General features: G+C 75.0%; 27 protein-coding genes. 19 read left to right on the top strand and 8 right to left on the bottom strand.

Translation table 11 applies throughout. The features are described 5' to 3' along the window. The first annotated feature begins 1 nt into the window (after position 1). The 7 genes from ACFW6A_RS01090 (at position 2) to ACFW6A_RS01060 (ending at position 4,601) form a co-directional block, all read left to right on the top strand. The gene (locus ACFW6A_RS01090; protein ID WP_351841088.1) at positions 2-166 is read left to right on the top strand and encodes a hypothetical protein; all 165 of its coding nucleotides are present in this window, start codon (positions 2-4) and stop codon (positions 164-166) included. Beyond that, entirely contained in the window at positions 163-816 is a 654-nt protein-coding gene (hisH, locus tag ACFW6A_RS01085; protein WP_386638054.1) for an imidazole glycerol phosphate synthase subunit HisH, read from the top strand. Before ACFW6A_RS01090 ends, hisH begins: the two co-directional genes overlap by 4 nt. Next, on the top strand, positions 813-1,541 hold the full coding sequence (gene priA / locus ACFW6A_RS01080; protein WP_351841092.1) for a bifunctional 1-(5-phosphoribosyl)-5-((5-phosphoribosylamino)methylideneamino)imidazole-4-carboxamide isomerase/phosphoribosylanthranilate isomerase PriA: 729 nt from the start codon (positions 813-815) through the stop codon (positions 1,539-1,541). The genes hisH and priA overlap by 4 nt, the downstream gene beginning before the upstream one ends. Beyond that, positions 1,538-1,921, top strand: coding sequence for a RidA family protein (locus tag ACFW6A_RS01075; protein ID WP_351841094.1), 384 nt, complete (start codon positions 1,538-1,540; stop codon positions 1,919-1,921). Before priA ends, ACFW6A_RS01075 begins: the two co-directional genes overlap by 4 nt. Then, complete coding sequence (gene hisF, locus ACFW6A_RS01070) at positions 1,918-2,673, top strand: imidazole glycerol phosphate synthase subunit HisF (protein ID WP_351841096.1); 756 nt, start codon at positions 1,918-1,920, stop codon at positions 2,671-2,673. The genes ACFW6A_RS01075 and hisF overlap by 4 nt, the downstream gene beginning before the upstream one ends. Positions 2,674-2,790: 117 nt before the next feature. Then, positions 2,791-3,378: a helix-turn-helix domain-containing protein gene (locus ACFW6A_RS01065; RefSeq protein WP_351841098.1), complete on the top strand. Its 588-nt coding sequence runs from the start codon at positions 2,791-2,793 to the stop codon at positions 3,376-3,378. Continuing rightward, the gene (locus ACFW6A_RS01060) at positions 3,375-4,601 is read left to right on the top strand and encodes an MFS transporter (protein ID WP_386638051.1); all 1,227 of its coding nucleotides are present in this window, start codon (positions 3,375-3,377) and stop codon (positions 4,599-4,601) included. Before ACFW6A_RS01065 ends, ACFW6A_RS01060 begins: the two co-directional genes overlap by 4 nt. Position 4,602: 1 nt before the next feature. Here ACFW6A_RS01060 and ACFW6A_RS01055 read toward each other — a convergent pair whose 3' ends face one another. After that, positions 4,603-5,238 carry a TIGR03085 family metal-binding protein gene (locus ACFW6A_RS01055; RefSeq protein WP_351841102.1) on the bottom strand — a complete coding sequence of 212 codons (636 nt, stop codon included), beginning with the start codon at positions 5,236-5,238 and terminating at the stop codon, positions 4,603-4,605. 84 nt (positions 5,239-5,322) lie between these two features. Between ACFW6A_RS01055 and hisI the strand changes: the two genes are divergently transcribed. The 11 genes from hisI (at position 5,323) to lgt (ending at position 14,463) form a co-directional block, all read left to right on the top strand. Continuing rightward, the gene (gene hisI, locus ACFW6A_RS01050) at positions 5,323-5,694 is read left to right on the top strand and encodes a phosphoribosyl-AMP cyclohydrolase (RefSeq protein WP_351841104.1); all 372 of its coding nucleotides are present in this window, start codon (positions 5,323-5,325) and stop codon (positions 5,692-5,694) included. An 11-nt stretch (positions 5,695-5,705) separates the two neighbouring features. Further along, positions 5,706-7,205: an anthranilate synthase component I gene (locus ACFW6A_RS01045; RefSeq protein ID WP_351841106.1), complete on the top strand. Its 1,500-nt coding sequence runs from the start codon at positions 5,706-5,708 to the stop codon at positions 7,203-7,205. A 14-nt stretch (positions 7,206-7,219) separates the two neighbouring features. Further along, positions 7,220-7,861, top strand: a complete 642-nt coding sequence (locus ACFW6A_RS01040; RefSeq protein ID WP_351841108.1) for a TIGR02234 family membrane protein — start codon at positions 7,220-7,222, stop codon at positions 7,859-7,861. A gap of 118 nt (positions 7,862-7,979) precedes the next feature. Next, on the top strand, positions 7,980-8,234 hold the full coding sequence (locus ACFW6A_RS01035; protein ID WP_351841110.1) for an HGxxPAAW family protein: 255 nt from the start codon (positions 7,980-7,982) through the stop codon (positions 8,232-8,234). Positions 8,235-8,361: 127 nt separating this feature from the next. Then, positions 8,362-8,844, top strand: a complete 483-nt coding sequence (locus ACFW6A_RS01030) for a DUF2752 domain-containing protein (protein WP_386478922.1) — start codon at positions 8,362-8,364, stop codon at positions 8,842-8,844. 131 nt (positions 8,845-8,975) lie between these two features. Then, positions 8,976-9,785: an indole-3-glycerol phosphate synthase TrpC gene (trpC, locus tag ACFW6A_RS01025; RefSeq protein ID WP_351841112.1), complete on the top strand. Its 810-nt coding sequence runs from the start codon at positions 8,976-8,978 to the stop codon at positions 9,783-9,785. 7 nt (positions 9,786-9,792) lie between these two features. After that, on the top strand, positions 9,793-10,032 hold the full coding sequence (gene trpM, locus ACFW6A_RS01020; RefSeq protein WP_386638047.1) for a tryptophan biosynthesis modulator TrpM: 240 nt from the start codon (positions 9,793-9,795) through the stop codon (positions 10,030-10,032). Positions 10,033-10,391: 359 nt separating this feature from the next. After that, complete coding sequence (gene trpB / locus ACFW6A_RS01015; RefSeq protein WP_351841114.1) at positions 10,392-11,675, top strand: tryptophan synthase subunit beta; 1,284 nt, start codon at positions 10,392-10,394, stop codon at positions 11,673-11,675. Further along, the gene (trpA, locus tag ACFW6A_RS01010) at positions 11,672-12,490 is read left to right on the top strand and encodes a tryptophan synthase subunit alpha (RefSeq protein WP_386638044.1); all 819 of its coding nucleotides are present in this window, start codon (positions 11,672-11,674) and stop codon (positions 12,488-12,490) included. Before trpB ends, trpA begins: the two co-directional genes overlap by 4 nt. Before the next feature lie 73 nt (positions 12,491-12,563). Continuing rightward, positions 12,564-13,385: a thioredoxin domain-containing protein gene (locus ACFW6A_RS01005; RefSeq protein WP_351841118.1), complete on the top strand. Its 822-nt coding sequence runs from the start codon at positions 12,564-12,566 to the stop codon at positions 13,383-13,385. A 76-nt stretch (positions 13,386-13,461) separates the two neighbouring features. After that, entirely contained in the window at positions 13,462-14,463 is a 1,002-nt protein-coding gene (lgt, locus tag ACFW6A_RS01000) for a prolipoprotein diacylglyceryl transferase (protein ID WP_386638041.1), read from the top strand. Positions 14,464-14,541: 78 nt separating this feature from the next. On the opposite strand, the gene ACFW6A_RS00995 is transcribed toward lgt, so the two are convergent. The 7 genes from ACFW6A_RS00995 to ACFW6A_RS00965 are packed head-to-tail and all read right to left on the bottom strand — an operon-like array spanning position 14,542 to position 22,685. Next, positions 14,542-15,378, bottom strand: a complete 837-nt coding sequence (locus ACFW6A_RS00995) for an HpcH/HpaI aldolase/citrate lyase family protein (protein ID WP_386478912.1) — start codon at positions 15,376-15,378, stop codon at positions 14,542-14,544. Beyond that, positions 15,375-16,586: a CoA transferase gene (locus ACFW6A_RS00990; protein ID WP_351841124.1), complete on the bottom strand. Its 1,212-nt coding sequence runs from the start codon at positions 16,584-16,586 to the stop codon at positions 15,375-15,377. Before ACFW6A_RS00990 ends, ACFW6A_RS00995 begins: the two co-directional genes overlap by 4 nt. Then, positions 16,583-17,503 (bottom strand): ribokinase, encoded by a 921-nt coding sequence (gene rbsK / locus ACFW6A_RS00985; RefSeq protein WP_386638038.1) that lies wholly within the window; start codon positions 17,501-17,503, stop codon positions 16,583-16,585. Before rbsK ends, ACFW6A_RS00990 begins: the two co-directional genes overlap by 4 nt. Beyond that, positions 17,500-18,900 (bottom strand): ADP-ribosylglycohydrolase family protein, encoded by a 1,401-nt coding sequence (locus tag ACFW6A_RS00980; RefSeq protein WP_386638035.1) that lies wholly within the window; start codon positions 18,898-18,900, stop codon positions 17,500-17,502. Before ACFW6A_RS00980 ends, rbsK begins: the two co-directional genes overlap by 4 nt. Beyond that, the gene (locus ACFW6A_RS00975) at positions 18,897-20,048 is read right to left on the bottom strand and encodes an ADP-ribosylglycohydrolase family protein (protein ID WP_386478907.1); all 1,152 of its coding nucleotides are present in this window, start codon (positions 20,046-20,048) and stop codon (positions 18,897-18,899) included. The genes ACFW6A_RS00980 and ACFW6A_RS00975 overlap by 4 nt, the downstream gene beginning before the upstream one ends. Beyond that, positions 20,029-21,696, bottom strand: a complete 1,668-nt coding sequence (locus tag ACFW6A_RS00970; RefSeq protein ID WP_386638032.1) for an ADP-ribosylglycohydrolase family protein — start codon at positions 21,694-21,696, stop codon at positions 20,029-20,031. Before ACFW6A_RS00970 ends, ACFW6A_RS00975 begins: the two co-directional genes overlap by 20 nt. Further along, complete coding sequence (locus ACFW6A_RS00965) at positions 21,693-22,685, bottom strand: ADP-ribosylglycohydrolase family protein (protein WP_351841132.1); 993 nt, start codon at positions 22,683-22,685, stop codon at positions 21,693-21,695. Before ACFW6A_RS00965 ends, ACFW6A_RS00970 begins: the two co-directional genes overlap by 4 nt. Before the next feature lie 291 nt (positions 22,686-22,976). Between ACFW6A_RS00965 and ACFW6A_RS00960 the strand changes: the two genes are divergently transcribed. After that, a complete protein-coding gene (locus ACFW6A_RS00960; RefSeq protein ID WP_351841134.1) occupies positions 22,977-23,705 on the top strand; it encodes a VIT1/CCC1 transporter family protein in 729 nt (242 codons plus the stop codon). The last annotated feature ends 23 nt before the right edge of the window (positions 23,706-23,728 follow it).

Raw genomic sequence — 23,728 nt, 5'->3', positions numbered from 1 at the left:
CGTGACCGGACTCTCCACGATCCTGATCGTCGTCGGCCTCTTCCTGCTCGGCGGCATCTACTCCTTCGTCAAGCAGCAGATGCCCAAGGGCCTCATCGTGCTGCTCTCCATCGGCGCGGTGATGTGCCTCACCGCCGGCGTCATGCGGCTGGACGTGTGGGCATGACGGGCGGCACGGGCAACCGCAGGAAGGTCGTCGTCTTCGACTACGGCTTCGGCAACGTCCGCTCCGCCGAGCGCGCGCTCGCCCGGGTCGGCGCCGACGTCGAGATCACCCGCGACTACGAGAGGGCGATGAACGCCGACGGACTCCTCGTCCCCGGCGTCGGCGCCTTCTCCGCCTGCATGCAGGGGCTCAAGGAGGCCCGCGGCGACTGGATCGTCGGCCGCCGTCTCGCCGGCGGCCGCCCCGTCATGGGCATCTGCGTCGGCATGCAGATCCTCTTCGAGCGCGGCATCGAACACGGCGTCGAGAGCGAGGGCCTCGACGAGTGGCCCGGCACGGTCGAGCCGCTGGAGGCCCCCGTCGTGCCCCACATGGGCTGGAACACCGTCGACGCGCCCGCGGACAGCGAGCTGTTCGCGGGCCTCGACGCCGACGCCCGCTTCTACTTCGTGCACTCCTACGCGGTGCGCGAGTGGACGCTGGAGGTCGGCAACAAGAACATCCGCGCCCCCAAGGTCACCTGGGCCACCCACGGCGAGCCCTTCGTCGCCGCGGTGGAGAACGGGGCCCTGTGGGCCACCCAGTTCCACCCCGAGAAGTCCGGCGACGCCGGAGCCCAGCTCCTCACCAACTGGATCGGAACCCTGTGAGCACTCTCGAACTCCTCCCCGCCGTCGACGTGCGTGACGGCCAGGCCGTCCGGCTCGTGCACGGCGAGTCCGGCTCCGAGACCTCCTACGGCTCCCCGCTGGAGGCGGCCCTCTCCTGGCAGCGCTCCGGCGCCGAGTGGCTCCACCTCGTCGACCTGGACGCCGCCTTCGGCACCGGCGACAACCGCGAGCTGGTCCGGCAGATCACCGGCGCCATGGACATCAAGGTGGAGCTGTCCGGCGGCATCCGCGACGACGCCTCGCTCGCCGCGGCCCTCGCCACCGGCTGCACCCGGGTCAACCTCGGCACCGCCGCCCTGGAGACCCCCGAGTGGGTCGCCAAGGTCATCGCCGAGCACGGCGACAAGATCGCCGTCGGCCTCGACGTGCGCGGCACCACCCTCAAGGGCCGCGGCTGGACCAGCGAGGGCGGCGACCTCTACGAGACGCTCGCCCGCCTCGACGCCGAGGGCTGCGCCCGCTACGTCGTCACCGACATCGGCCGCGACGGCACCCTCACCGGCCCCAACACCGAGCTGCTGAAGAACGTCTGCGCGGCCACCGACAAGCCCGTCGTCGCCTCCGGCGGCGTCTCCTCCCTGGACGACCTGCGCGCCCTGGCCGGGCTGACGCACCTGGGCGTCGAGGGAGCGATCGTCGGCAAGGCGCTCTACGCCAAGGCGTTCACCCTGGAGGAGGCCCTTCAGGCGGTGGCGTCCGCATGAGCACCGACGTCACCCGCATCTCCTCCGGCGGCCCCTACGAGGACGTCATCGGGTACTCCCGCGCCGTCCGGCTGCCCCACGGCCTGGTCCTCGTCTCCGGCTGCACGGCCGCCGACGCGGGCGGCCCGTACGAGCAGGCCAAGGCCGCCTTCGGCGTCGCCTTCAAGGCGCTGGAGCAGGCCGGGCTCGGCCCCGAGCACGTGGTCCGCACCCGCATGTACCTCACCCACGCCGGTGACGTGGACGAGGTGGGGCGCGCCCACAAGGACCTCTTCGACGCGGTCCGTCCCGCCGCCACGATGCTGATCGTCTCCGGCTTCGTCGACCCCGCCATGGTCGTCGAGGTCGAGGTCGAGGCGTACGGGAGTGATGCGGCATGAGCCTCGCCGTGCGCGTGATCCCCTGCCTGGACGTGGACAACGGCCGGGTCGTCAAGGGGGTCAACTTCCAGAACCTGCGGGACGCCGGCGACCCCGTCGAGATGGCCAAGCTGTACGACGCCGAGGGCGCCGACGAGCTGACCTTCCTCGACATCACCGCCTCCTCCGGCAACCGCGAGACCACCTACGACGTGGTGCGCCGCACCGCCGAGCAGGTCTTCATCCCGCTCACCGTCGGCGGCGGCGTCCGCTCCGCCGAGGACGTCGACAGGCTGCTGCGGGCCGGCGCGGACAAGGTGGGCGTCAACACCGCCGCCATCGCCCGCCCCGAGCTGATCCGGGAGATCGCGGAGCGCTTCGGCCGCCAGGTCCTCGTCCTGTCCGTGGACGCCCGCCGTACGGCCTCCGGCTCCTTCGAGGTCACCACCCACGGCGGCCGCAAGGGCACCGGCATCGACGCCGTCGAGTGGGCCCACCGGGCCGCCGAGCTGGGCGCGGGGGAGATCCTGCTCAACTCGATGGACGCGGACGGCACCAAGGACGGCTACGACACCGAGATGATCGCGGCCGTGCGCAAGCACGTCACCGTGCCGGTGATCGCGAGCGGCGGCGCGGGCAAGCTCGCCGACTTCGCCCCGGCCGTCGCGGCCGGCGCGGACGCGGTGCTCGCGGCCTCCGTCTTCCACTTCGGCGATCTGCGGATCGGCGAGGTCAAGGGAGCGCTGCGGGAGGCGGGGCACGAGGTCCGCTGAGACGGATTCCGCTTGTGGGAAGGGCCCCTGAGGGGGCCCTTTTCATCGGTCAGATGCGAAAGGAAAGTTGCGCAATCTTCCTTGCGCAACTTTCCTTTCGCATCTACGGTCATGGACATGACCTCGCAGGAGAACCGTCGGATCACCGACCTCGGCACCCTCAAGGCCATCGCGCACCCCCTGCGCATGCGCCTCTACCGGAACCTCTTCGTCGCCCGCACCGCCACCGCCTCCCAGCTCGCCGAGCAGGTCGACGAGGCCGTCTCCCTCGTCAGCTACCACCTGCGCAAGCTCGCCGAGCACGGCCTCGTCGAAGAGGCCGAGGCCCAGTCCAGCGACGGCCGGGAGCGCTGGTGGCGCCCCAGCTCGTACGGCGTCACCATCCGCGACGAGGACGTCAGGGACAGCCCCGAACTGGCCGCCGCGAGCGACGCCGTCGGCCGCACCGTCAACGAGCAGCGCTCCGCACTCCACCGCCGCTTCCTCGACGAGCGCCTCACCTGGTCCGACGCCTGGCGCTCCGCCTCGATCAGCTCCGAGTGGCTGCCCCGCCTCACCGCCGCCGAGCTCACCGCGCTCAACGAGGAGCTGGGCGCCGTCTGCGAGAAGTACGACCGCATCGCCCGCGACGCCGAGGCCGCCGGCGACACCGAGGGCCGCGAGAACGTCGCCGTCCACCTCCACGCCTTCCCCTACCGCCCGTGACCGCCGTCATCGAGGCCGCCCGCCCCGCCCACCGCAGCCCCCAGGTCCTGCGCTGGCTCGGCGCCTACACCGCCTCCACCCTCGGCGACAGCGTCTACTACCTGGCCCTCTCCTGGGCGGCCGTCAGCAGCGGCAGCCCCGCCCAGGCCGGACTCGTCATGACCGTCTCGGCCGTTCCCCGCGCCCTGCTCATGCTCGTCGGGGGAGTGATCGCCGACCGGCTCGGGCCGCGCCGGGTCGTCATCGCCTCCGACGCCGTCCGCTGCCTGGCCACCCTCGGCCTCGCCGCGATCCTCTTCCTCGCCTCGCCCGGGCTCTGGGCGCTCGCCGCCGTCGCCCTGGTCTTCGGCACCGTCGACGCCCTCTTCCTGCCCGCCGTGGGCGCGCTGCCGCCCCGGATCGCCGACCGCGACCAGCTCGCCCGCGTCCAGGGCATGCGCGGCCTCGCCTACCGCATGGGCGCCGTCCTCGGCTCCCCCCTCGGCGGCCTCGCCGTCGCCCTCGGCGGCTCCGCGACCGCCTTCACCGTCGCCGGCGTGCTCTTCGCGCTCTCCCTGCCCCTGCTGTGCGCGCTCAAGCTCCGTCCGCTCCCCGCCGACGAGAGGACCGACGGCACCGCCCTGCGCGATCTCGCCGACGGACTGCGCTACCTCCACCGCCACCGCGTCCTCGGCCCGCTGATGATCGTCGTCCTGCTCGCCGACCTCGGCTTCGTCGGCCCGCTCAACGTCGGCCTCGCCCTCCTCGCCCAGCAGCGCGGCTGGGGAGCCCCGGGCATCGGCTGGATCCTCTTCGGGTTCGGCGCGGGCGCGGGCGCGGCCTCGCTGCTGCTCACCGTGCGCGGACGGGTGCCCCGCGCGGGTGCGGTCATGGGCTGGAGCATGGCCCTCGGCGCTCTGTCGATCGGCGCGCTCGCCTTCGTACCGCAGCTGCCCGTCGCCGTGCTGGTCGCCGTCCTGGTCGGGCTGCTCGCCGGGCTCAACGGCGTGCTGTGCGGCGCCCTCGTCCAGACCGAGGCGGACCCCGCGTACCTCGGCCGGGTCAGCGCCGTCTCCAGCCTCGGCAGCCTCGGGCTCGCGCCGCTCGGCTTCCCGCTCACCGGCGCGGCCATCGGCCTGTGGGGTCCCGGCCCCGTCTTCGTCGCCAGCGCCGCCGTCTGCGCCCTCTCCGGAGTCTTCGCCCTCTCCGTCCCGGCCCTCCGCCGCGCCGAACTGCCCGGCTAGCTCAGATCCCCAGCTGCTTCGTCGTGCTCAGCAGCTCGATCGCGTCCGGGTCGCCCTCCAGGCCCACCTTCGCCACCTCCGTACGCCCGTACAGGTACATCGTCAGCTCGCCCGGCTCCCCGGAGACCGTCACCACCGGGGTGCCCTTGTGGGCGACGACCGTCTGGCCGTTCGGGCGGCGCAGCACCAGGCCCACCGGCGCCTTGCGCCCCAGGAGGCGGGCGCCCCTCTCCAGCCGGGACCACAGGGCGTCCGCGAAGACCGGGTCCAGCTCCCGCGCCGACCAGCCGGGCTGGGCCCGCCGGACGTCCTCGGCGTGGACGTAGAACTCGACGACGTTCGCCCCCTCGTCCACCTGCTTGATCGTGAACGGGGAGAAGCGCGGCGGACCCGTACGGATGAGGCCGATCAGCTCCTCGTACGGCTTCCCGGCGAACTCCTCCTGCACCCGCTCCAGGCGCTCCTTCAGCACCGGCACGAGCGTCCCGGCCGCCGCGTCCGGCCGGCGCTCCCGCACCACCACGTGCGCCGCGAGGTCCCGCGTCCGCCAGCCCTCGCACAGCGTCGCGGCGTCGGGGCCGGCCGCCTCCAACAGATCAGCGAGCAGAAGCCGTTCACGTTTGGCATGGGTCGACATGCCCGCCAGCGTACGACCGCGCCGCGCCGTCCGCCCAGTGGACACCGCGCCGGACACCCCCGCGCACCACGGCACAATGGCCCCATGAGCAGCACGCCCCGGACCCCCAGCGGCCTCGATCCGGCCCTCGCCGCCCGCCTCAAGCGCAGCCCCGACGGCCTGGTCCCCGCCATCGCCCAGCAGTACGACACCGGCGAGGTGCTCATGCTCGGCTGGATGGACGACGAGGCCCTCCACCGCACCCTCACCACCGGCCGCTGCACCTACTGGTCCCGCAGCCGGAACGAGTACTGGGTCAAGGGCGACACCTCCGGGCACGTCCAGCACGTCAAGTCGGTCGCCCTCGACTGCGACGCCGACACGATCCTCGTCAAGGTCGACCAGGTCGGCGCCGCCTGCCACACCGGCACCCGGACCTGCTTCGACACCGACGTCCTCCTCCCCGCGGCCGAGTAGGGTCTGGCGCCATGGATCTCGAGACCTTCCGCAAGCTGGCGGCCGACCGCCGCGTCATCCCCGTCAGCCGCAGGCTCCTCGCGGACGGCGACACCCCGGTCGGGCTCTACCGCAAGCTCGCCGGCGAACGCCCCGGCACCTTCCTCCTCGAATCCGCGGAGAACGGCCGCAGCTGGTCCCGCTACTCCTTCATCGGCGTCCGCAGCGACGCCACCCTCACCGTGAAGGACGGCGAGGCCCACTGGCTCGGCACCCCGCCCGTCGGCGTCCCCGTCGACGGCGACCCGCTCGCCGCCCTGCGCGCCACCGTCGAGACCCTCCACACCCCGCGCGACCTGGCCGGCGGGCTGCCGCCCTTCACCGGCGGCATGGTCGGCTACCTCGGCTACGACATCGTCCGCCGCCTGGAGCGCATCGGCGAGCACGGCCGCGACGACCTGGAGCTCCCCGAGCTCACCATGCTGCTCACCAGCGACCTCGCCGTCCTCGACCACTGGGACGGCTCGGTCCTCCTGATCGCCAACGCGATCAACCACAACGACCTGGAGACCGGCGTCGACGAGGCCCACGCGCACGCCGTCGCCCGCCTCGACGCGATGGAGGCCGACCTGGCCCGCCCCGTCGCCACCACCCCCGTCGCCCTGCCCGCCTCCGAACTGCCCGAGTACTCCGCGCTCTGGGGCGGCCCCGCCTACCAGGACGCCGTCGAGGACATCAAGGAGCGGATCCGGGCCGGCGAGGCCTTCCAGGTGGTGCCCTCGCAGCGCTTCGAGACCCCCTGCGCCGCCTCCGCCCTCGACGTCTACCGGGTCCTGCGGGCCACCAACCCGTCCCCGTACATGTACCTCTTCCGCTTCGAGAACGGCTTCGACGTCGTCGGCTCCAGCCCCGAGGCCCTCGTCAAGGTCGAGGACGGGCAGGCGATGCTCCACCCCATCGCCGGCACCCGGCACCGGGGCGCCACCCCGCAGGAGGACCACGACCTCGCCGAGGAGCTGCTCGCCGACCCCAAGGAGCGCGCCGAGCACCTCATGCTGGTCGACCTCGGCCGCAACGACCTCGGCCGGGTCTGCGCCCCCGGCTCCGTCGAGGTCGTCGACTTCATGTCGATCGAGCGGTACTCCCACGTCATGCACATCGTCTCCACCGTCACCGGCCGGGTCGCCGAGGGGAGGACCGCCTTCGACGTCCTCACCGCCTGCTTCCCCGCCGGCACCCTCTCCGGCGCGCCCAAGCCCCGCGCGATGCAGATCATCGAGGAGCTGGAGCCCTCCCGGCGCGGCCTGTACGGCGGGTGTGTCGGGTATCTCGACTTCGCCGGCGACTCCGACACCGCCATCGCCATCCGCACCGCCCTGCTCCGCGACGGCACCGCGTACGTCCAGGCCGGAGCGGGTGTCGTCGCCGACTCCGACCCGGCCGCCGAGGACGCCGAGTGCCGCAACAAGGCCGCCGCCGTGCTCCGCGCCGTCCACACCGCCAACCGGATGAAAGGTTCACCGAGGCCGTAGGGGATAGTGGGTACGTGAGCGCCGTACCCGTACCCCAGCCCCGAGCCGCCCGCGCGGCCGTCACCTCCGGCGGTCGGCGGAGCCTCGCCCTCGCCCTGCTCCTCGGTGCCCTCGGGGCCACCGTCGTACTGCTCTCCGCCGGCCAGATCTGGGCGGAGGGCACCGCGTCGGTCGCCGGGGGCACCGTCCCCGTCGAGGCCGACGGCGGCACCGTCACCGGCGTGCCGACCGCCCTCGCGATCGTCGGCCTCGCCGCCCTCGTCGCCGTCTTCGCGGTCCGCCGCGCCGGCCGCACCCTCGTCGCCGGGCTCCTCGCCCTCAGCGGCGCGGGCGCCGCCCTCGCCGCCTTCCTCGGCGCCTCCGACAGCGCCGCCCTCGACGCCGAGGCCGCCCGGATCAGCGGCGACACCGCCGCCGCCGTCGCCGGCCTCACCCACACCGCCTGGCCGTACGTGGCCGCCGCCGGCGCCCTGCTCATCCTCCTCGCCGGCCTCTTCGCCCTCCGCTACGGCAAGACCTGGCCCGCGATGGGCGGCCGCTACGAGCGCTCCGGCGCCGCCCGCCCGGCGCGCCGCCCCGCCGCGGGCGACCCCGACCGGCCCGAGGACCTGTGGAAGGCGCTCGACCGCGGCGAGGACCCGACGCACGACGCGTGATCGTCCGGGACCCCCCGAGTCACCTCCGCGGGGTCATGTGCGGAAGAATGAAGCCGTCATCACAGGACGGCCGTCGTCTTCGACGTCACCACCGAGCAACATCTACGAGGAGCAACTCATGGCGGGCAGCGCCCACGGACACACCCCGGCCGCCTGGACCGGTGTCATCATCTCCTTCATCGGCTTCTGCATCGCCGGAGTCTTCATGGTGGCGGCGAACGTGGCCGGCTTCTGGGCCGGCATCGGCGTCATCGTCCTCGGCGGCGTCGTCGGCCTCGCGATGAAGCTCGCCGGCCTCGGCATGCCGAAGGAGTCCCAGGCGGTCATCGCGGCCCGCGAGACCGCGAGCGCCGCGGCCCGCGCCCGCGCCTGACCCCCGGCCCGGCCCTGAGGTCCGCCGCGTGACGCGCGCGGGCCCGGGAACCACGCGAACGGCGCAGTCCGGCACGTCCGGACTGCGCCGTCGTGCGTCCCGGGGCGCCCCGGGCGACAATCGCGGCGTGACCGCCGAGCCGACGCCGCAGACCGCCGCCCCCGCCGAGCCGTACGCCCCCGGGCTCCGGGAGGCCGAGGAGTTCCGCAGCCGCCCGCTCCGCCGACGGCTGCTCGCCCCCCTCGCCACCCTCGCCGGCACCGCCGCCGCCTTCGCGTACGTCGGCGCCGTCGACCCCAACGAACCCGGGCACTACCCCGTCTGCCCGCTGCTCCGCTTCACCGGCCTGTACTGCCCCGGCTGCGGCGGCCTGCGCAGCGCCCACGCCGTCGCCCACGGCGACCTCGCGACCGCCCTCGGCGCCAACGCCCTCGCCGTCGCCGGCTACGCCGTCTGCGCGGTCCTCATGGCGGTGTGGCTGGTCCGCGCCGTCCGCGGCGCGCCGACCCGGATCGTCCTGACCCCCGCCCGGTGGTGGGCGCTCGGCGCGCTGACCGCCCTGTTCACGGTGGTCCGCAACCTTCCGGCCGGCTCCGGACTGGCACCCTGAAGTCCCAGCACGTGGGACGCCGCGCCGCTCGATGCGGAGCCGAAGGCCACCTGCGGATACCATCGACGTGGCTGAACCGTGCCCATCAGGTTCCCGTGGAACCGTCACCGTCCCGGAAGGGGGCCTCTCGCGTGAGTGTGCTCGACGAGATCATCGAAGGCGTGCGCGCCGACCTCGCAGAGCGGCAGGCGCGGGTCTCCCTCGACGAGCTCAAGGACCGGGCCGCCAAGGCCCCGCAGGCCAAGGACGGGGTCGCCGCGCTGCGCGGCGACGGCGTCACGGTGATCTGCGAGGTCAAGCGGTCGAGCCCGTCCAAGGGAGCGCTCGCGGCCATCGCCGACCCGGCCGGCCTCGCCGCCGACTACGAGGCGGGCGGCGCCGCCGTCATCTCCGTCCTCACCGAGCAGCGCCGCTTCGGCGGCTCGCTCGCCGACCTGGAGGCCGTGCGCGCCCGGGTCGACATCCCCGTCCTGCGCAAGGACTTCATCGTCACCGCCTACCAGCTCTGGGAGGCCCGGGCGTACGGAGCGGACCTCGCGCTCCTCATCGTCGCCGCCCTGGAGCAGGAGGCCCTCGTCTCCCTCATCGAGCGCGCCGAGTCCATCGGGCTCACCCCGCTCGTCGAGGTCCACGACGAGGAGGAGGTCGAGCGCGCGGTCGACGCCGGCGCCCGGATCATCGGCGTCAACGCCCGCAACCTCAAGACCCTCCAGGTCGACCGCTCCACCTTCGAGCGCGTCGCCCCCGAGATCCCGGCCGGCATCGTCAAGGTCGCCGAGTCCGGCGTCCGCGGCCCGCACGACCTGATCGCGTACGCCAACGCCGGCGCCGACGCGGTCCTCGTCGGCGAGTCCCTGGTCACCGGCCGCGACCCGAAGACCGCCGTCGCCGACCTCGTCGCCGCCGGCGCCCACCCGGCCCTGCGGCACGGCCGGAGCTGACCCGACCGTGACCCCGCGCCGCGCCGTGCCGATCGCCCCGGGCTCCGCAGCCCGCGGGCCGGTCGGCGTGCGCGCGGTCGCCGTGGCCGCCCACGCGCGGCTCGCCCGCGGCTGCCGGCCCCGGGGCTGCCGGGCGCCCGCCCGCCGGGTCCGCGGCCGCCGGGTCCGCCACTGCATCGGCTCCGAGCCGGGCACGGTCCCGGGCATGCGATGGCGCGCCTCCGCTGACGCGCGCGGCGACCTGTAGCCCCTCGCGGGCTGCGCCCGGCCGTCCCTGTGGGCAGGCGTCCCGCTGGGGTCCCCCTGGACGAAGTCCTCGGGGGAGGGACGGGTGGGCACAGGGACGGCGCCCCTCTGCCGGGCCAAGGCTTTCCGGGCCTGGACCCGCACCCCTGTACGGCTCCGTACCGGTGCGGGTCCAGGCACGAGGGCGGAGGCATCCGCACAGGTGCCGTTCCGTTGTGCCCACCCTCCCCCAGGGGGGACCCCCATCGCCCCAGCGGAACGACTGCCCCCAACGGAACGGCGGCAGCCGCGGCCGCGCGCGCGTACGAAGCGAGTCACGTCCTTTCACGATCGCATCGCCCCGCGAGGAGCAGCATCAGCATGACCAGCGAGTTCTTCATCCCGGACCCGGAGGGTCAGGTCCCGTCGCCCGAGGGCTACTTCGGCGCCTTCGGCGGCAAGTTCATCCCCGAGGCCCTCGTCGCCGCCGTCGACGAGGTCGCCGTCGAGTACGAGAAGGCCAAGAACGACCCCGAGTTCGCCCGCGAACTCGGCGACCTCATGGCCAACTACACCGGCCGCCCCAGCGCCCTCACCGAGGTGCCCCGCTTCGCCGAGCACGCCGGCGGCGCCCGGATCTTCCTCAAGCGCGAGGACCTGAACCACACCGGCTCGCACAAGATCAACAACGTGCTCGGCCAGGCGCTGCTCACCAAGCGCATGGGCAAGACCCGGGTGATCGCCGAGACCGGCGCCGGCCAGCACGGCGTCGCCACCGCCACCGCCTGCGCCCTCTTCGGCCTCGACTGCACCATCTACATGGGCGAGGTCGACACCCAGAGGCAGGCCCTCAACGTGGCCCGGATGCGGATGCTCGGCGCCGAGGTCGTCGCCGTGACGTCCGGCAGCCGCACCCTCAAGGACGCCATCAACGAGGCGTTCCGCGACTGGGTCGCCAACGTCGACCGCACGCACTACCTCTTCGGCACGGTCGCCGGACCGCACCCCTTCCCCGCGATGGTCCGCGACTTCCACCGGGTCATCGGCGTCGAGGCCCGCCGCCAGCTCCTGGAGCGCGCCGGCCGCCTCCCCGACGCGGCCATCGCCTGCGTCGGCGGCGGCTCCAACGCCATCGGCCTCTTCCACGCCTTCCTGCCCGACACCGGCGTCCGGCTCATCGGCTGCGAGCCGGCCGGCCACGGCGTCGAGACCGGCGAGCACGCGGCCACCCTCACCGCCGGCGAGCCCGGCATCCTGCACGGCTCCCGGTCGTACGTCCTCCAGGACGACGAGGGCCAGATCACCGAGCCGTACTCGATCTCGGCGGGCCTCGACTACCCCGGCATCGGCCCGGAGCACTCGTACCTCAAGGACACCGGCCGCGGCGAGTACCGGGCCGTCACCGACGACGCCGCCATGCAGGCGCTGCGGCTGCTCTCCCGCACCGAGGGCATCATCCCGGCCATCGAGTCGGCGCACGCGCTCGCCGGAGCGCTGGAGGTCGGCAAGGAGCTCGGCAGGGACGCGCTCCTCGTCGTGAACCTCTCCGGCCGCGGCGACAAGGACATGGACACGGCCGCCCGCTACTTCGGCCTGTACGAGACGGACGCAGAGGTGGCCGCGGACGGGGCCGGCACCGCCGAGATCGAGAGGGACGCCAAGTGACCGGGAACATCCAGCTGCTCAGCGACACCCTGGAGCGGGCCGGGGCCGAGGGCCGGGCGGCGCTCATCGCCTACCTCCCGGCCGGCTTCCCGACCGTGGACGGCGGCATCAAGGCGGTCAGGGCGGCCTTCGACGGCGGCGCCGACATCGTCGAGGTCGGCCTCCCGCACAGCGACCCGGTCCTGGACGGCCCCGTCATCCAGACCGCCGACGACATCGCCCTGCGCGGCGGCGTGAGGATCGCCGACGTCATGCGCACGGTGAAGGAGGCCCACGAGGCCACCGGCAAGCCGGTCCTCGTCATGACCTACTGGAACCCGATCGACCGGTACGGCGTCGAGCGCTTCGTCCGGGAGCTGGCCGAGGCCGGCGGCGCCGGCTGCATCCTGCCGGACCTGCCGGTCCAGGAGTCGGCGCTGTGGCGCAAGCACGCCGACGAGCACGGTCTCGCCACCGTCTTCGTCGTTGCCCCCAGCAGCAGGGACGAGCGGCTCGCCACCATCACCGCGGCCGGCTCCGGCTTCGTCTACGCCGCCTCCCTGATGGGCGTCACCGGCACCCGCGCCTCGGTCGGCGAGCAGGCCGCCGACCTGGTGCGCCGCACCCGGGTCACCGCGAAGATCCCGGTCTGCGTCGGCCTCGGCGTCTCCAACGCGGCCCAGGCCCGCGAGGTCGCCGCCTTCGCCGACGGCGTGATCGTCGGCTCGGCCTTCGTCCAGCGGATCCTCGACGCCGACGGCGACGAGGCCGCCGGACTCGCCGCCGTAAAGGAACTGGCGGCCGAACTCGCCGAGGGCGTGCGCCGCACCCCGTAGCGCACGTAGTCCGTTCGGGTGGACATCGGACCGGGGAGGCGCGGACGCGCCTCCCCGGTTCGTTGCTGTGGGCGTGAGCGAGAAGAACCGTGACGGTAGCAACAAGAGCGCGCGGGAGCGCCTGCAGCAGCAGCGCGAGCGCGAGAAGGCCCGCGAGAAGCAGCGGCGGGTCCTGATCGTGACGGCGGGAGTGGTCGGCGTCCTCGGCCTCGCCGCCGTCGTCGGCGTGATCGCCGCGAGCGGCGACAAGGACACCGGGTCCGACAAGGCCGGCCCGGTCGTCGCCCCCGCCGGAGCGATCGAGGGCGACAAGCCGGCCATCCCCACCGGCAAGGCGGACGCCCCGTCCACCCTCCAGATCTGGGAGGACTTCCGCTGCCCGGCCTGCGCCCAGTTCGAGAACGTGATGCGGGACTCCATCCACGAGCTGGAGGCCGCCGGAGCGCTCAAGGCCGAGTACCACCTCGCCACCCTCATCGACGGCAACATGGGCGGCAGCGGCTCGCTCCGGGCGGCGAACGCGGCGGCCTGCGCCCAGGACGCCGGCAAGTTCACCCCCTACCACGACACGCTCTACACCAACCAGCCGCAGGAGACCGACGACGCCTTCGGGAACAACGCCAAGCTGATCGAGCTGGCGGCCAAGGTCCCCGGCCTCGACACGCCGTCGTTCCGCTCCTGCGTCGAGGACGGCACGCACGACGGCTGGGTCGAGAAGTCCAACGAGGCCTTCCAGAACGGCGGTTTCCGCGGCACCCCGTCGGTCCTCCTCAACGGAGAATCGATCTTCCCGACCAAGGGCGGCGAGCAGATCTCGCCGGAGAACCTGAAGAAGTGGGTCGCCGAGGCCAACAAGGGCAAGAAGCCCGGCACGGCCTCCCCCTCCGCGGGCTAGCCGGGCGGAAGGTTATCCAGAAGTTGCCGGGCGGGCTGCCGGTCCGCCCGCCCGGCAGGGTAGCGTCGGACCTGCCATGGACCTTGCCTACATTCCCAGCCCGTCGACCGGTGTCCTCCACCTCGGACCGATCCCGCTGCGCGGCTACGCCTTCTGCATCATCCTCGGTGTCTTCGTCGCCGTCTGGCTCGGCAACAAGCGCTGGATCGCCCGGGGCGGCACCGCCGGCACCGTGGCCGACATCGCCGTCTGGGCGGTGCCCTTCGGCCTCGTCGGCGGACGCCTCTACCACGTGATCACCGACTACCAGCTGTACTTCAGCGAGGGTGAGAACTGGGTCGACGCCTTCAAGATCTGGGAGGGCGGCCTCGGCATCTGGGGCGCCATCGCCTTCGGCGCCGTCGGCGCCTGGATCGGCTGCCGCCGCCGGGGCATCCCGCTGCCGGCGTACGCGGACGCCATCGCGCCCGGCATCGCGCTGGCGCAGGCCATCGGCCGCTGGGGCAACTGGTTCAACCAGGAGCTGTACGGCAAGCCGACCGACCTGCCGTGGGCCCTGAAGATCACCGAGAGCGCCAACCGCGAGGCCGGGCTCTACCACCCGACCTTCCTCTACGAGTCGCTGTGGTGCGTCGGCGTCGCCCTCCTCGTCCTCTGGGCCGACCGCCGCTTCAAGCTCGGCCACGGCCGTGCCTTCGCCCTGTACGTGGCCGCCTACTGCGCCGGCCGCGGCTGGATCGAGTACATGCGCGTCGACGAGGCCCACCACATCCTGGGCCTGCGGCTCAACGTGTGGACCGCGATCGTCGTCTTCGTGCTGGCCGTGGTCTACATGGTGGTCTCGGCGCGGGTCCGCCCGGGCCGCGAGGAGGTCGTGGAGCCCCGCTCGCGCAAGCCGGTGGAGACGCAGAAGGCCGACGGCCCCGAGGACGCGGCGGACGCGGCGGCGGACACCGAGGACGCGGACGGCCGCGAGGACGCCGCGGACGGCGGCCCGGACGACTCCGACGCCTCCGGTGACTCCGACGGCGTGGAGAAGGGCGCGGGGAACGGCGCCGGGTCGGCCGCCAAGGGCTGACCCCCTCCCGCACGCACGACACGAGGGCCGCCGGGACCGCACAGGTCCCGGCGGCCCTCGCGCGTGCCCGGGGACGGCTCAGCAGACGCGCTCCGCGAGGGCGAGGACCCGGTGGGCGCCCGCCACCACCGCGGCGTCCACGAACCGCCCGTCCGCCAGGGCCAGCGCGCCCCGGTCGGTCTCGGCCGCCGCCACCACCGCGCGGGCCGCGTCGACCTCCTGCGGGGTCGGCAGGTAGGCCCGCTCGATGACCGGCAGCTGCCGGGGGTGGATGGCCGCCCGGCCGAGGAAGCCGAGCGCCCGGCCCCGGGCGCAGCCGGCGGCGAGCGCCGCGAGGTCCCCGACGTCGGGGTGGACCGACTGCACCGGAGGCGGCAGCTTCGCGGCACGGGCGGCGACCACGATCCGGCTGCGCGGCCAGTCGAGCCCGCCGTCCTCCCGCACCCCCAGGTCGGCGCGGAGGTCGGCCTCGCCGAGGGAGAGGCCCCGGACCGCCGGGTGGGCGGTGGCGATGGCGTACGCGTGCTCCACGGCCAGCGCGCTCTCCAGGAGCGGGTAGAGCGGCAGGCCCGGCGCCAGCTCGCTGATCCGGTGGATGTCGGAGGCGTGTGCCACCTTGGGGACACGGAGACCGCCGAGGCCGGGGAGGGAGGCCAGGACGGGGATGTCGCGCGGGGTGTGGATGCGGACGTGCACCGGGACCGGGTGGACGTCGGAGAGCAGGTCGGCGGTGGCGTCGAGGGCGTACGCCTTGCGGTCCGGGGCGACCGCGTCCTCCAGGTCCACGATGACGACGTCGGCGCCGGAGCCGAGCGCCTTGCCGACCACGTCGGGGCGGTCGCCGGGGGCGTACAGCCAGGTGAGGGGGAGGCGGCCGCGGTGCCGCCCGCCGTTCACGGAGCCGGGGGCGCTCATACCGCCCCCTGGGCGCGCAGGGCGCTGATCTCGGCCGGGGCGAAGCCGGCCGCCGTCAGGACCTCGTCGGTGTCGGCGCCGTGCGGGCGGCCGGCCCAGCGGATTCCGCCCGGGGTCCCGGAGAGCCGGAAGAGGACGTTCTGCATGCGGATGGGGCCCAGCTCCGGGTCCGGGACCTCGGTGACCGTGCCGAGCGCCCGGTACTGCGGGTCGTCGAGGACGTCCCGGACGTCGTAGACCGGGGCGATCGCCGCCTCCGCCTTCTCGAAGGCGGACATGGCCTCGTCACGGGTGTGGCGGGCGATCCAGGTGCCGACCGCCTCGTCGAGCTCCTCGGCGTGGGCGGCCCGGCCCGTGCCGTCGGCGAACCAGGGCTCGTCGATCAGCTCGGGGCGGCCGACCAGGCGCAGCACCCGCTCGGCGATGGACTGCGCCGAGGTGGAGACGGCCACCCAGGAGCCGTCGGAGGTCCGGTACGTGTTGCGGGGGGCGTTGTTGCGGGAACGGTTGCCGGTGCGCGGCTGGACGTAGCCGAGCTGGTCGTACCAGAGGGCGTGGGGGCCGATGACGGAGAGCATCGGTTCGATGATGGCCATGTCGACGACCTGGCCCTCGCCGGTCGTCGCCCGGGCGGCGAGCGCGGTCATCACCGCGTACGCGGTGGCGAGGGCGGCGATCGAGTCGGCGAGGCCGAAGGGGGGCAGGGTCGGCGGGCCGTCCGGCTCGCCGGTGATCGCGGCGAAGCCGCTCATCGCCTCGGCGAGGGTGCCGAAGCCGGGGCGGTGGGCGTACGGGCCGAACTGGCCGAAGCCGGTGACCCGGGCCAGTACCAGGCGGGGGTTGACCGCGGACAGCTCCTCCCAGCCCAGGCCCCAGCGTTCCAGGGTGCCGGGGCGGAAGTTCTCCACGATCACGTCGGCGTCGGCGGCCAGCCGGAGCAGGGCGTCCCGGCCGCCGGGGGCGGACAGGTCGAGGGTGACGGTCCGCTTGTTGCGGCCCAGCACCTTCCACCACAGGCCCACCCCGTCCTTGGCGGGGCCGTGGCCCCGGGACGGGTCCGGCTTGCGGGGGTGCTCGACCTTGACGACGTCGGCGCCGAAGTCGCCGAGCATCATGGCGGCCAGCGGCCCGGCGAAGAGCGTCGCCAGGTCGAGGACGCGCAGCCCGTGGAGGGGCGGGAGCTTCTCGGACGGGGGCGGGACGGTCATGCGGGATCGGCCTCCAGGGTCTCGGGGGTGCCGAGGGCCGCGTCGATCTCGGTGCGGTACGGCATCGAGGTCGACGCGCCCTCGCGCCGGACGGACAGCGCGGCGGCCGTGCCGGCCCAGGTCAGCGCCTCGGGCACGGGACGGCCCTCGCCGAGGGCGACCGCGAGGGCGCCGACGAAGGTGTCGCCGGCCGCGGTGGTGTCCACGGCCCGCACCCGGGGGGCGGGGACGGTGAGCAGCTCCGCGCCGCGCGCCGCGTAGAGGCAGCCGGCCGCGCCGAGGGTGACGACGACCTCGGGGACGGCGTCGAGGAGGGCGAGCGCGGCGGCGTGCGGGTCGGCGCGGCCGGTGAGCGAGGTGGCCTCGTGCTCGTTGGGCACCAACAGGTCGGTGACGTCGAAGAGTTCGGGTGGGAGCGGCTGGACGGGAGCCGGGGTGAGGACGGTCTTCACGCCGCGCCTGCGGGCGTGCGCGGCGCCGTCGACGACGGCGGAGAGCGGGAGTTCGAGCTGGAGGAGGAGCAGGTCGGCGGTGGCGATCAGGGCCTCGTCGCCCTGGCTGAGGGAGGTGACGGTGCCGTTGGCGCCGGGCACCACGACGATGGCGTTGCCGCCCTCGTCGTCCACGACGATGTGGGCGGTGCCCGAGGGGCCCTCGACGGTGCGGAGCAGGTCGGTGTCGACGGAGCAGTGCTCCAGGGTGTCGCGGAGCCGGTATCCGAAGTCGTCGGAGCCGACCGCGCCGATCATGGCGACCTCGCCGCCCGCGCGGGCGGCGGCGACCGCCTGGTTGGCGCCCTTGCCGCCGGGGATCGTGCGGAACGAGCGGCCGGTGACCGTCTCGCCGCGGGCCGGGGCCTTCGCCACGTAGGCCACGAGGTCCATGTTGGTGCTCCCGAGCACCACGATGCTGGTCATGGGCGTACTGCCTCCAGGTGGGTCAGATCGGCGAGGGCGTCGAAGCCGATGCCGTCGAAGGACGGCACCGAGGTCGCGAGCCGGTTCTTCAGGGGGACGGTCCAGCGGTCGGGGAGCCGGTCCGGGTGGCCGGCCAGGAGGCCGGCGACGGAGCCGGCGGTGGCGCCGTTGGAGTCGGTGTCCCAGCCGCCGGAGACCGCACCGCAGATCGAGCGGGTGAAGTCGCCGTCGGCGTGGGTGAGGGCCGCGGCGAGCAGCGCGGTGTTCGGCACGGCATGGACCCAGTGGTACCCGCCGTACCGGGCGTGCAGCCGGTCCACGACGGTGTCGAGGTCCGGGGTGGTGCGGGCGGCGGCGATGCCGTACCGGACCGCCTCGGCGAGCCGGGAGCGGGGCGGGACGACGGAGAGGCCGGTGGCCAGCGCCCGGTGGACGTCGGCGGTGCCGCCCGCGGCGGCGGCCACCGTGGCGGCGACGAACATCGCGCCGTGGACGCCGTTGCCGGTGTGGCTGAGGACGGCGTCCCGGTGGACCTGGGCGGCGGCCGCGGCCGGGTCCCCGGGGTGGGTCCAGCCGTGCACGTCGGCCCGGATCTGGGCGCCGATCCACTCCCGGAAGGGGTTGCGGCGCAGGGCGGTCAGCGGGGGCTCGACGCCGTCGAGGAGGTTGCGGTAGGCGATCCGTTCGGCGGTGAAGGCGCGGCCGGCGGGGAGTTCGTCCAGCCAGAGCCGGGCCACGTCGGCGGTGGTGAAGGAGCGGCCGTGGCGGCGCAGGAGCAGCAGGGCGAGGAGCGGGTAGTTGAGGTCGTCGTCCTCGGGCATCCCGTCGATGGTCTCGGCGAGCGAGGTGGCGGCGGAGCGGCGGTTCCAGGGATGGGCCGCGAGCAGCTCCGGCGGCACCCCGCGGGCGGTGAACCAGTCGCGGAGCGGCCAGTTCCCGGCGGCCCGGGCGAGGGCCCGGATCGCGTCGAGCGGCAGCTTCTCGACGGGCTTGCCGAGCAGGCAGCCGGCGGCGCGCCCGAGCCAGGCCGCGTGCAGCCGGTCGCGGAGGGCGGGGTCGTGGGCCGCTCCGCCGGGGGACGGGGCGGGCGGGGCGGGGCAGGCGGCGAGGATCGCGTCGAGCGCGGTGGGCTCGGCGTCGGCGAGGGGGGAGGGGAGGGCGGCGAGTTCGTCGAGCAGCTCCTCGGCGAGCGCCCGGAGCCCGGGACCGGCGCCGGGAGAGGCGCCGGCCGTGGGCGGCGCGGGGTGGCCGCCGGCCGCGAACCAGCGGCCGGCGATCTCCCCGGCCTCCCGCCCGTCCTCGGCGGCCTGCCGCAGCTCGTGCCCGACGAGGTCCTCGGGCTGCACCCAGGTGAGCCGTACGGGGGCGTCGCCGGGGGCCGGGGCGGCGGGCGTCACCGGGAGGCGTCCGTCAGGGCGGCGCGGGCGGACTCGTGGGCCCGGCGACGGGCGGTGTCGCGGGCGAAGACCTCGTGGGCCACGGCGGTCAGGGCCCGCGCCGGGGCGTGCAGGTCGAGGCGGCTTGCCTCCGCCACCCGCTTCGCCCAGTCCGCGGGGACGGCCGCCTCGCCGTGCAGGGCGCCGGCGACCGCGCCCGCCATGGTGGCGATGGAGTCGCAGTCGCGGCCGTAGTTGACCGCGCCGAGGACCGTGCGGCGGTAGTCGCCCTCGCCGACCAGCAGCATGCCGAGCGCGATCGGCAGCTCCTCGATGGAGTGGAGGCGGGAGGGGCGGCGGGCGTCCAGGCCCGGGTTGCGGTAGTCGGGGCCGACGGAGTCGTACGGGGCGACCGCCCTGCGCAGCGGGACCAGGGCGGACTCGAAGTCGCGGTGCCGGTCGGCGACTTCGGCGACCGCCTCGATCGCGGCGCGGGTGCCGTCCTTCGCGAGGGCGAGGACGGTGTCCACGACCGTGCGCGGGGTGGCGCCGGGGACGCAGGCCGCCGCGACCGCCGCCGCGAAGACGCCCGCGGCCTCGCGGCCGTACGAGGACTGGTGGGCGCCGGCGACGTCGAGGGCCTCGGCGTAGGCGCCGTGCGGGTCGGCGGCGTTCACCAGGCCGACCGGGGCCATGTACATCGCGGCGCCGCAGTTGACGATGTTCCCGGAGCCGGCCTCGCGCGGGTCGTGGTGCCCGTAGTGGAGGCGGGCGACGAGCCACTTCTCGGCGAGGAAGATCCGCTGGAGCGGGAGGGCCTCGGCCTCCAGCTCGGGGATCCACACGGGGGAGCCCATGAGTTCGGGGACGAGGTGGTCGGCGACCGCGTACGCGTCGAGGTGGTCGCGGACCGTCTCGTACACCCGGATCAGGGCGTGGGTCATCAGGGTGTCGTCGGTGACGTGCCCGTCGCCCTTGTGGTACGGGGCGATGGGGCGGGCGGTGCGCCAGGAGTCGCCGTTCCAGGGGCCGACGACGCCGGTGACCCGGCCGCCGTGGCGTTCGGCGATCTGCTCGGGGGTGTACCCCTCCACGGGGCCGCCGAGGGCGTCGCCCACGGCGGCACCGAGGAGACTTCCGGTGATCCGGTCATCCAGAGTGGGTGTCATGTCTGAATTGTCCACCTGGGGGCGCTGGTTCCGTGGCTCCGAGGAGCCCGGCGAGTTCCACCAGGTCGGTGCCGGCGAGCCGGGGGAGCGCGCAGCCCGAGAGCGTCCGGCAGGCGTCCCGCCAGCTCGCCGGGACCGAACGGCCGCCGCCCAGCGCGCCGGTGAGCGCGCCGGCCAGGGCGGGCGCGGAGTCCGCGACCCGGGACAGGCAGGCCGCGGCCGGGACCGCCGCCGCCATCGCGCCACGCGCGGCGACGGTCAGCGCGAGCGCCACGGGGACGGTCTCGGCGGCGGCGATGCCGTAGCTGTACACGTGGTCGACGATCTGGTGCTCCAGGAGGGGGACCAGTTCGAAGGCGGAGTCGGCGGTGCGGGCCAGCTTGACGGCGTGGCGGGCGTTGCGGCCGATCTCGGTGACCGGTGGGAGTTCGGCGAGCGCGGCCTCCACGGCGGTCCCGGCGTCCGCGCCGCCGAGCGCCGCGGCGACCGCCGCCGCGGTGGCCCGGGCGCCGTGCACGCCGTCGCCGTCCTGGGTGTACCGGGCGTCGAACTCGGCGAGTTCGGCGGCGGCGCGGGGGTCGCCGGGGTGGACGACCGCGAGGACGGCGGCCCGGACGCAGGCGGCGTCGTCGAAGTAGTGCGGGTTGTCGTGGCCGGTGGCGGGCGGGCGCAGACCGGTCGCGAGGTTGCCGAGGCCGGCGCGGACGGAGATGCGCGCGCGCAGGGGGAGGACGGCGGACTCGATCTCGGGGGCGCGGTCGGCCGCGGCGGCGACCTGGCCCGCGAGGTGGTTCCAGGCGAGGTCCACGGCGGCGTGGAGGCGGCGCTCGGGAGGGAGGGCGGCGAAGAGGGGGCCGTCGGCGGCCAGGACCGCCTCCGCCGTGAAGGCCGCCCACTCGGCGTCGTCGGAGGGGCCGAGGCGCAGCGGCTCGGGGGGCTGGTTCAGGGCGATCGGGACGGGGAGGGTGGTCGTGGCGTTCTGCTCCGCGAAGGTGTCGAGCTCGCGGGTGAGGCGGCGGGTCCACTCGGGCATCCGGGCGGCGCGGTGGCGGGCGGCGGGCCAGCCGGCGGCGTCGCCTGCGGCGAGGCCGAGCAGGAGGCCCTCGATCCTGGCGCGGCTCGCCCTCGTCCGGCCGGCCGGCCCCCGCTCCTCCCGGGGCCAGGCCCCCGCGTGGGCCTTCATGGCGGCGTCCGGCACCGGGGTGGCGTCCGGCGGGGCAGCCGTCACCGGGGCGGCCCCCCGCACCGGTGTCTGTGCCCGCCCTCCCCCGGAGGGGGAACCCCCACGCCCCGCGGAACGCCTGCCCACAGCGGGGGCGGGGGGAGCGGCGGGAGCCTGCGGGGCGACGGGCGCGCCGGAGGCGGCGGGGAGCGTGGGGGCGGCGGGAGCGAGGGGGCCGGGAGCCGCCGGGGCGGCGGGGGTGGCCGGCGTGCCGGAGAGGGCGGTGGGGGTGGCCGGCGCGCCTGAGGCGGCGGGGGTGAGGGGGGAGGTGGAGGACGCGAGGAGGCCGGGAGCGGCCGGGGCGGCGGGTCCGCCGGAGGCGGCGGTGGGAGAAGGGGGAGCGGCCGGGGCGGCCGGCGCGCCGGAGGTGGTGGGGGGAGTGGTGGCGGTGGTGGGGGGCGTCGTGGTGGTGGGGTCGGGGTTCATCGGGGGTGCTCCGGGGTGAGGAGGTCGGCCACGTCGAGGACGTGGTAGCCGCGCATGGAGGGGAGGCAGCTGCCGGTGACGGGGGCGATGGCCGTCGCCCAGGGCTCCGGGATCGCGGAGACGCCGCCCATCGCGCCGGCCAGCGCGCCGGCGACCGCGGCCGTCGTGTCGGCGTCGCGGCCCATGTTCACGGCGGTCAGGACCGCCGTGCGGAAGTCGCCGCGGGCCGCGGCGAAGGCGCCGAAGGCGAGGCCGACGGCTTCGGGGGCGAGGTCGGTCCAGGGGTAGCCGCCGATGACGACCGCCGAGCGGACCTGGCGCTCGCGGGTGAGCGGGTCCGGCTGGACGCGCTGCGCGGCGACCACCGCGCGGCGCAGGGAGCGGGCCGTCCAGGAGTCCATGGGGATCACCGAGAGGGCCGCCGCGATCACGGACGTGACGGTCGCGCCGGACATCGCCGCCGCGACGCCCGCGGCCACCGCCTGGCCGCCGTAGATGCCCTCGCCCTCGTGGCTGACGCTCCCGTCGACGGCGACCAGGCGGGCGGCCTCCGCCGGGCGGCCGGCGGCGAAGACGCCGAAGGGCGCCGCCCGCATGGCGAGGCCGTCCGACCACGCGTGGCGGTGCTGGGCGGAGATGGGGGCGGCCAGGCCCCGCCGGAGGTTCTCCAGGGTGCCGCGCTCGGAGAAGCCGGCGCCGCGGAAGGGGCCCTCGTCGAGGTCGGCGATCCAGTGGTGCCAGGCCCGCTCCACGTGGGCGACGGTGAGGGCCGAGCCGTGCCGGGCGAGCAGCAGCGCGGAGAAGATCGCGTACTCGGTGTCGTCCGTGCCGGCCGGACGGTCCGTCAGGAAGCCCTCGATCCGGCCCCACCGGCGGCGGATCTCGGACGGTTTCATGTTCTCGGCGGGGGCGCCCAGCGCGTCGCCGACGGCGAGGCCGAGCAGCGCCCCCCTCGCCCGTTCACGGGTGTCGCATGTCGTGGCCACCATCTCCGCGCGCCCTTTCCTCGGTGCGGGGCACCTCTTCGGCGGTACCCCCTCGCCTGGATCTGTGCCACGACGGGCCGACGACTCGCCGGTGGGCGGCTTCTGTCACCCGTCTGTCATCCGTCCGGCAGTGCGGAGCGCCCTGGTGAGGGGGCGTCAGGCAAGGCTTCCCACACTGAGGCGGGCCTTACTAAGTACGGCCTGCCTTGCTGGCGCGCCCCTTACATCGGGCGTATTTTCGAGGGTGTTGGGGGCGGCGGGTGCGACCCGGCCCGCCGGAACGAGGGGAGAACCATGTCCATCATCGAGGCCCAGGCACCACTGCACGAGGCGCACCGCGACAACCACACCCACCGCGACGTGAACGGCGGCTGGCTGCGGCCCGCGGTCTTCGGCGCGATGGACGGACTGGTCTCCAACCTCGCCCTGATGACCGGCGTCGCCGGCGGCGCGGTCTCCTCGGGCACCATCGTCGTCACCGGCCTCGCCGGACTCGCGGCCGGCGCCTTCTCCATGGCGGCCGGCGAGTACACCTCCGTGGCCTCGCAGCGCGAGCTGGTCCAGGCGGAACTGGACGTGGAGCGCCGCCAGTTGCGCAAGCACCCGATCGACGAGATGGAGGAGCTGGCCGCCCTCTACGTCTCCCGCGGGGTCGAGCCCGCGCTCGCCCGCGAGGTGGCCATGCAGCTGTCGAAGGACCCCGAGCAGGCGCTGGAGATCCACGCCCGCGAGGAGCTGGGCATCGACCCCGACGACCTGCCGTCGCCGCTCGTCGCCGCCGTCTCGTCCTTCGGTTCCTTCGCGCTCGGCGCGCTGCTGCCGCTGCTTCCGTACCTGCTCGGCGCCACGTCGCTCTGGCCGGCCGTGCTCCTCGCGCTCCTCGGGCTCTTCGGCTGCGGCGCGCTGGTGGCCCGGGTGACCGCGCGCGGCTGGTGGTTCAGCGGTCTGCGCCAGCTGGTCCTCGGCGGTGCCGCCGCGGCCGTCACGTACGGGCTCGGCATGCTCATCGGCGCCGCCGTGTGACCCCCGGGACCCGGTCCCGCCCG

This window comes from Streptomyces sp. NPDC058758 (genome assembly GCF_042746075.1).
Lineage (GTDB): Bacteria > Actinomycetota > Actinomycetes > Streptomycetales > Streptomycetaceae > Streptomyces.
The sequence above is the reverse complement of the archived record's forward strand: the minus strand, read 5'-3'. Positions and strand labels throughout refer to the sequence as shown.

Excerpts from the sequence above, each read along its gene's own strand:
- hisH (WP_386638054.1), top strand. The coding sequence starts at position 163 with ATGACGGGCGGCACGGGCAACCGCAGGAAGGTCGTCGTCTTCGACTAC.
- ACFW6A_RS01075 (WP_351841094.1), top strand. The coding sequence starts at position 1,538 with ATGAGCACCGACGTCACCCGCATCTCCTCCGGCGGCCCCTACGAGGAC.
- hisF (WP_351841096.1), top strand. The coding sequence starts at position 1,918 with ATGAGCCTCGCCGTGCGCGTGATCCCCTGCCTGGACGTGGACAACGGC.
- ACFW6A_RS01065 (WP_351841098.1), top strand. The coding sequence starts at position 2,791 with ATGACCTCGCAGGAGAACCGTCGGATCACCGACCTCGGCACCCTCAAG.
- ACFW6A_RS01055 (WP_351841102.1), bottom strand. The coding sequence starts at position 5,238 with ATGTCGACCCATGCCAAACGTGAACGGCTTCTGCTCGCTGATCTGTTG.
- hisI (WP_351841104.1), top strand. The coding sequence starts at position 5,323 with ATGAGCAGCACGCCCCGGACCCCCAGCGGCCTCGATCCGGCCCTCGCC.
- ACFW6A_RS01045 (WP_351841106.1), top strand. The coding sequence starts at position 5,706 with ATGGATCTCGAGACCTTCCGCAAGCTGGCGGCCGACCGCCGCGTCATC.
- ACFW6A_RS01035 (WP_351841110.1), top strand. The coding sequence starts at position 7,980 with ATGGCGGGCAGCGCCCACGGACACACCCCGGCCGCCTGGACCGGTGTC.
- trpB (WP_351841114.1), top strand. The coding sequence starts at position 10,392 with ATGACCAGCGAGTTCTTCATCCCGGACCCGGAGGGTCAGGTCCCGTCG.
- lgt (WP_386638041.1), top strand. The coding sequence starts at position 13,462 with ATGGACCTTGCCTACATTCCCAGCCCGTCGACCGGTGTCCTCCACCTC.
- ACFW6A_RS00995 (WP_386478912.1), bottom strand. The coding sequence starts at position 15,378 with ATGAGCGCCCCCGGCTCCGTGAACGGCGGGCGGCACCGCGGCCGCCTC.
- ACFW6A_RS00990 (WP_351841124.1), bottom strand. The coding sequence starts at position 16,586 with ATGACCGTCCCGCCCCCGTCCGAGAAGCTCCCGCCCCTCCACGGGCTG.
- rbsK (WP_386638038.1), bottom strand. The coding sequence starts at position 17,503 with ATGACCAGCATCGTGGTGCTCGGGAGCACCAACATGGACCTCGTGGCC.
- ACFW6A_RS00975 (WP_386478907.1), bottom strand. The coding sequence starts at position 20,048 with ATGACACCCACTCTGGATGACCGGATCACCGGAAGTCTCCTCGGTGCC.
- ACFW6A_RS00970 (WP_386638032.1), bottom strand. The coding sequence starts at position 21,696 with ATGAACCCCGACCCCACCACCACGACGCCCCCCACCACCGCCACCACT.
- ACFW6A_RS00965 (WP_351841132.1), bottom strand. The coding sequence starts at position 22,685 with ATGGTGGCCACGACATGCGACACCCGTGAACGGGCGAGGGGGGCGCTG.
- ACFW6A_RS00960 (WP_351841134.1), top strand. The coding sequence starts at position 22,977 with ATGTCCATCATCGAGGCCCAGGCACCACTGCACGAGGCGCACCGCGAC.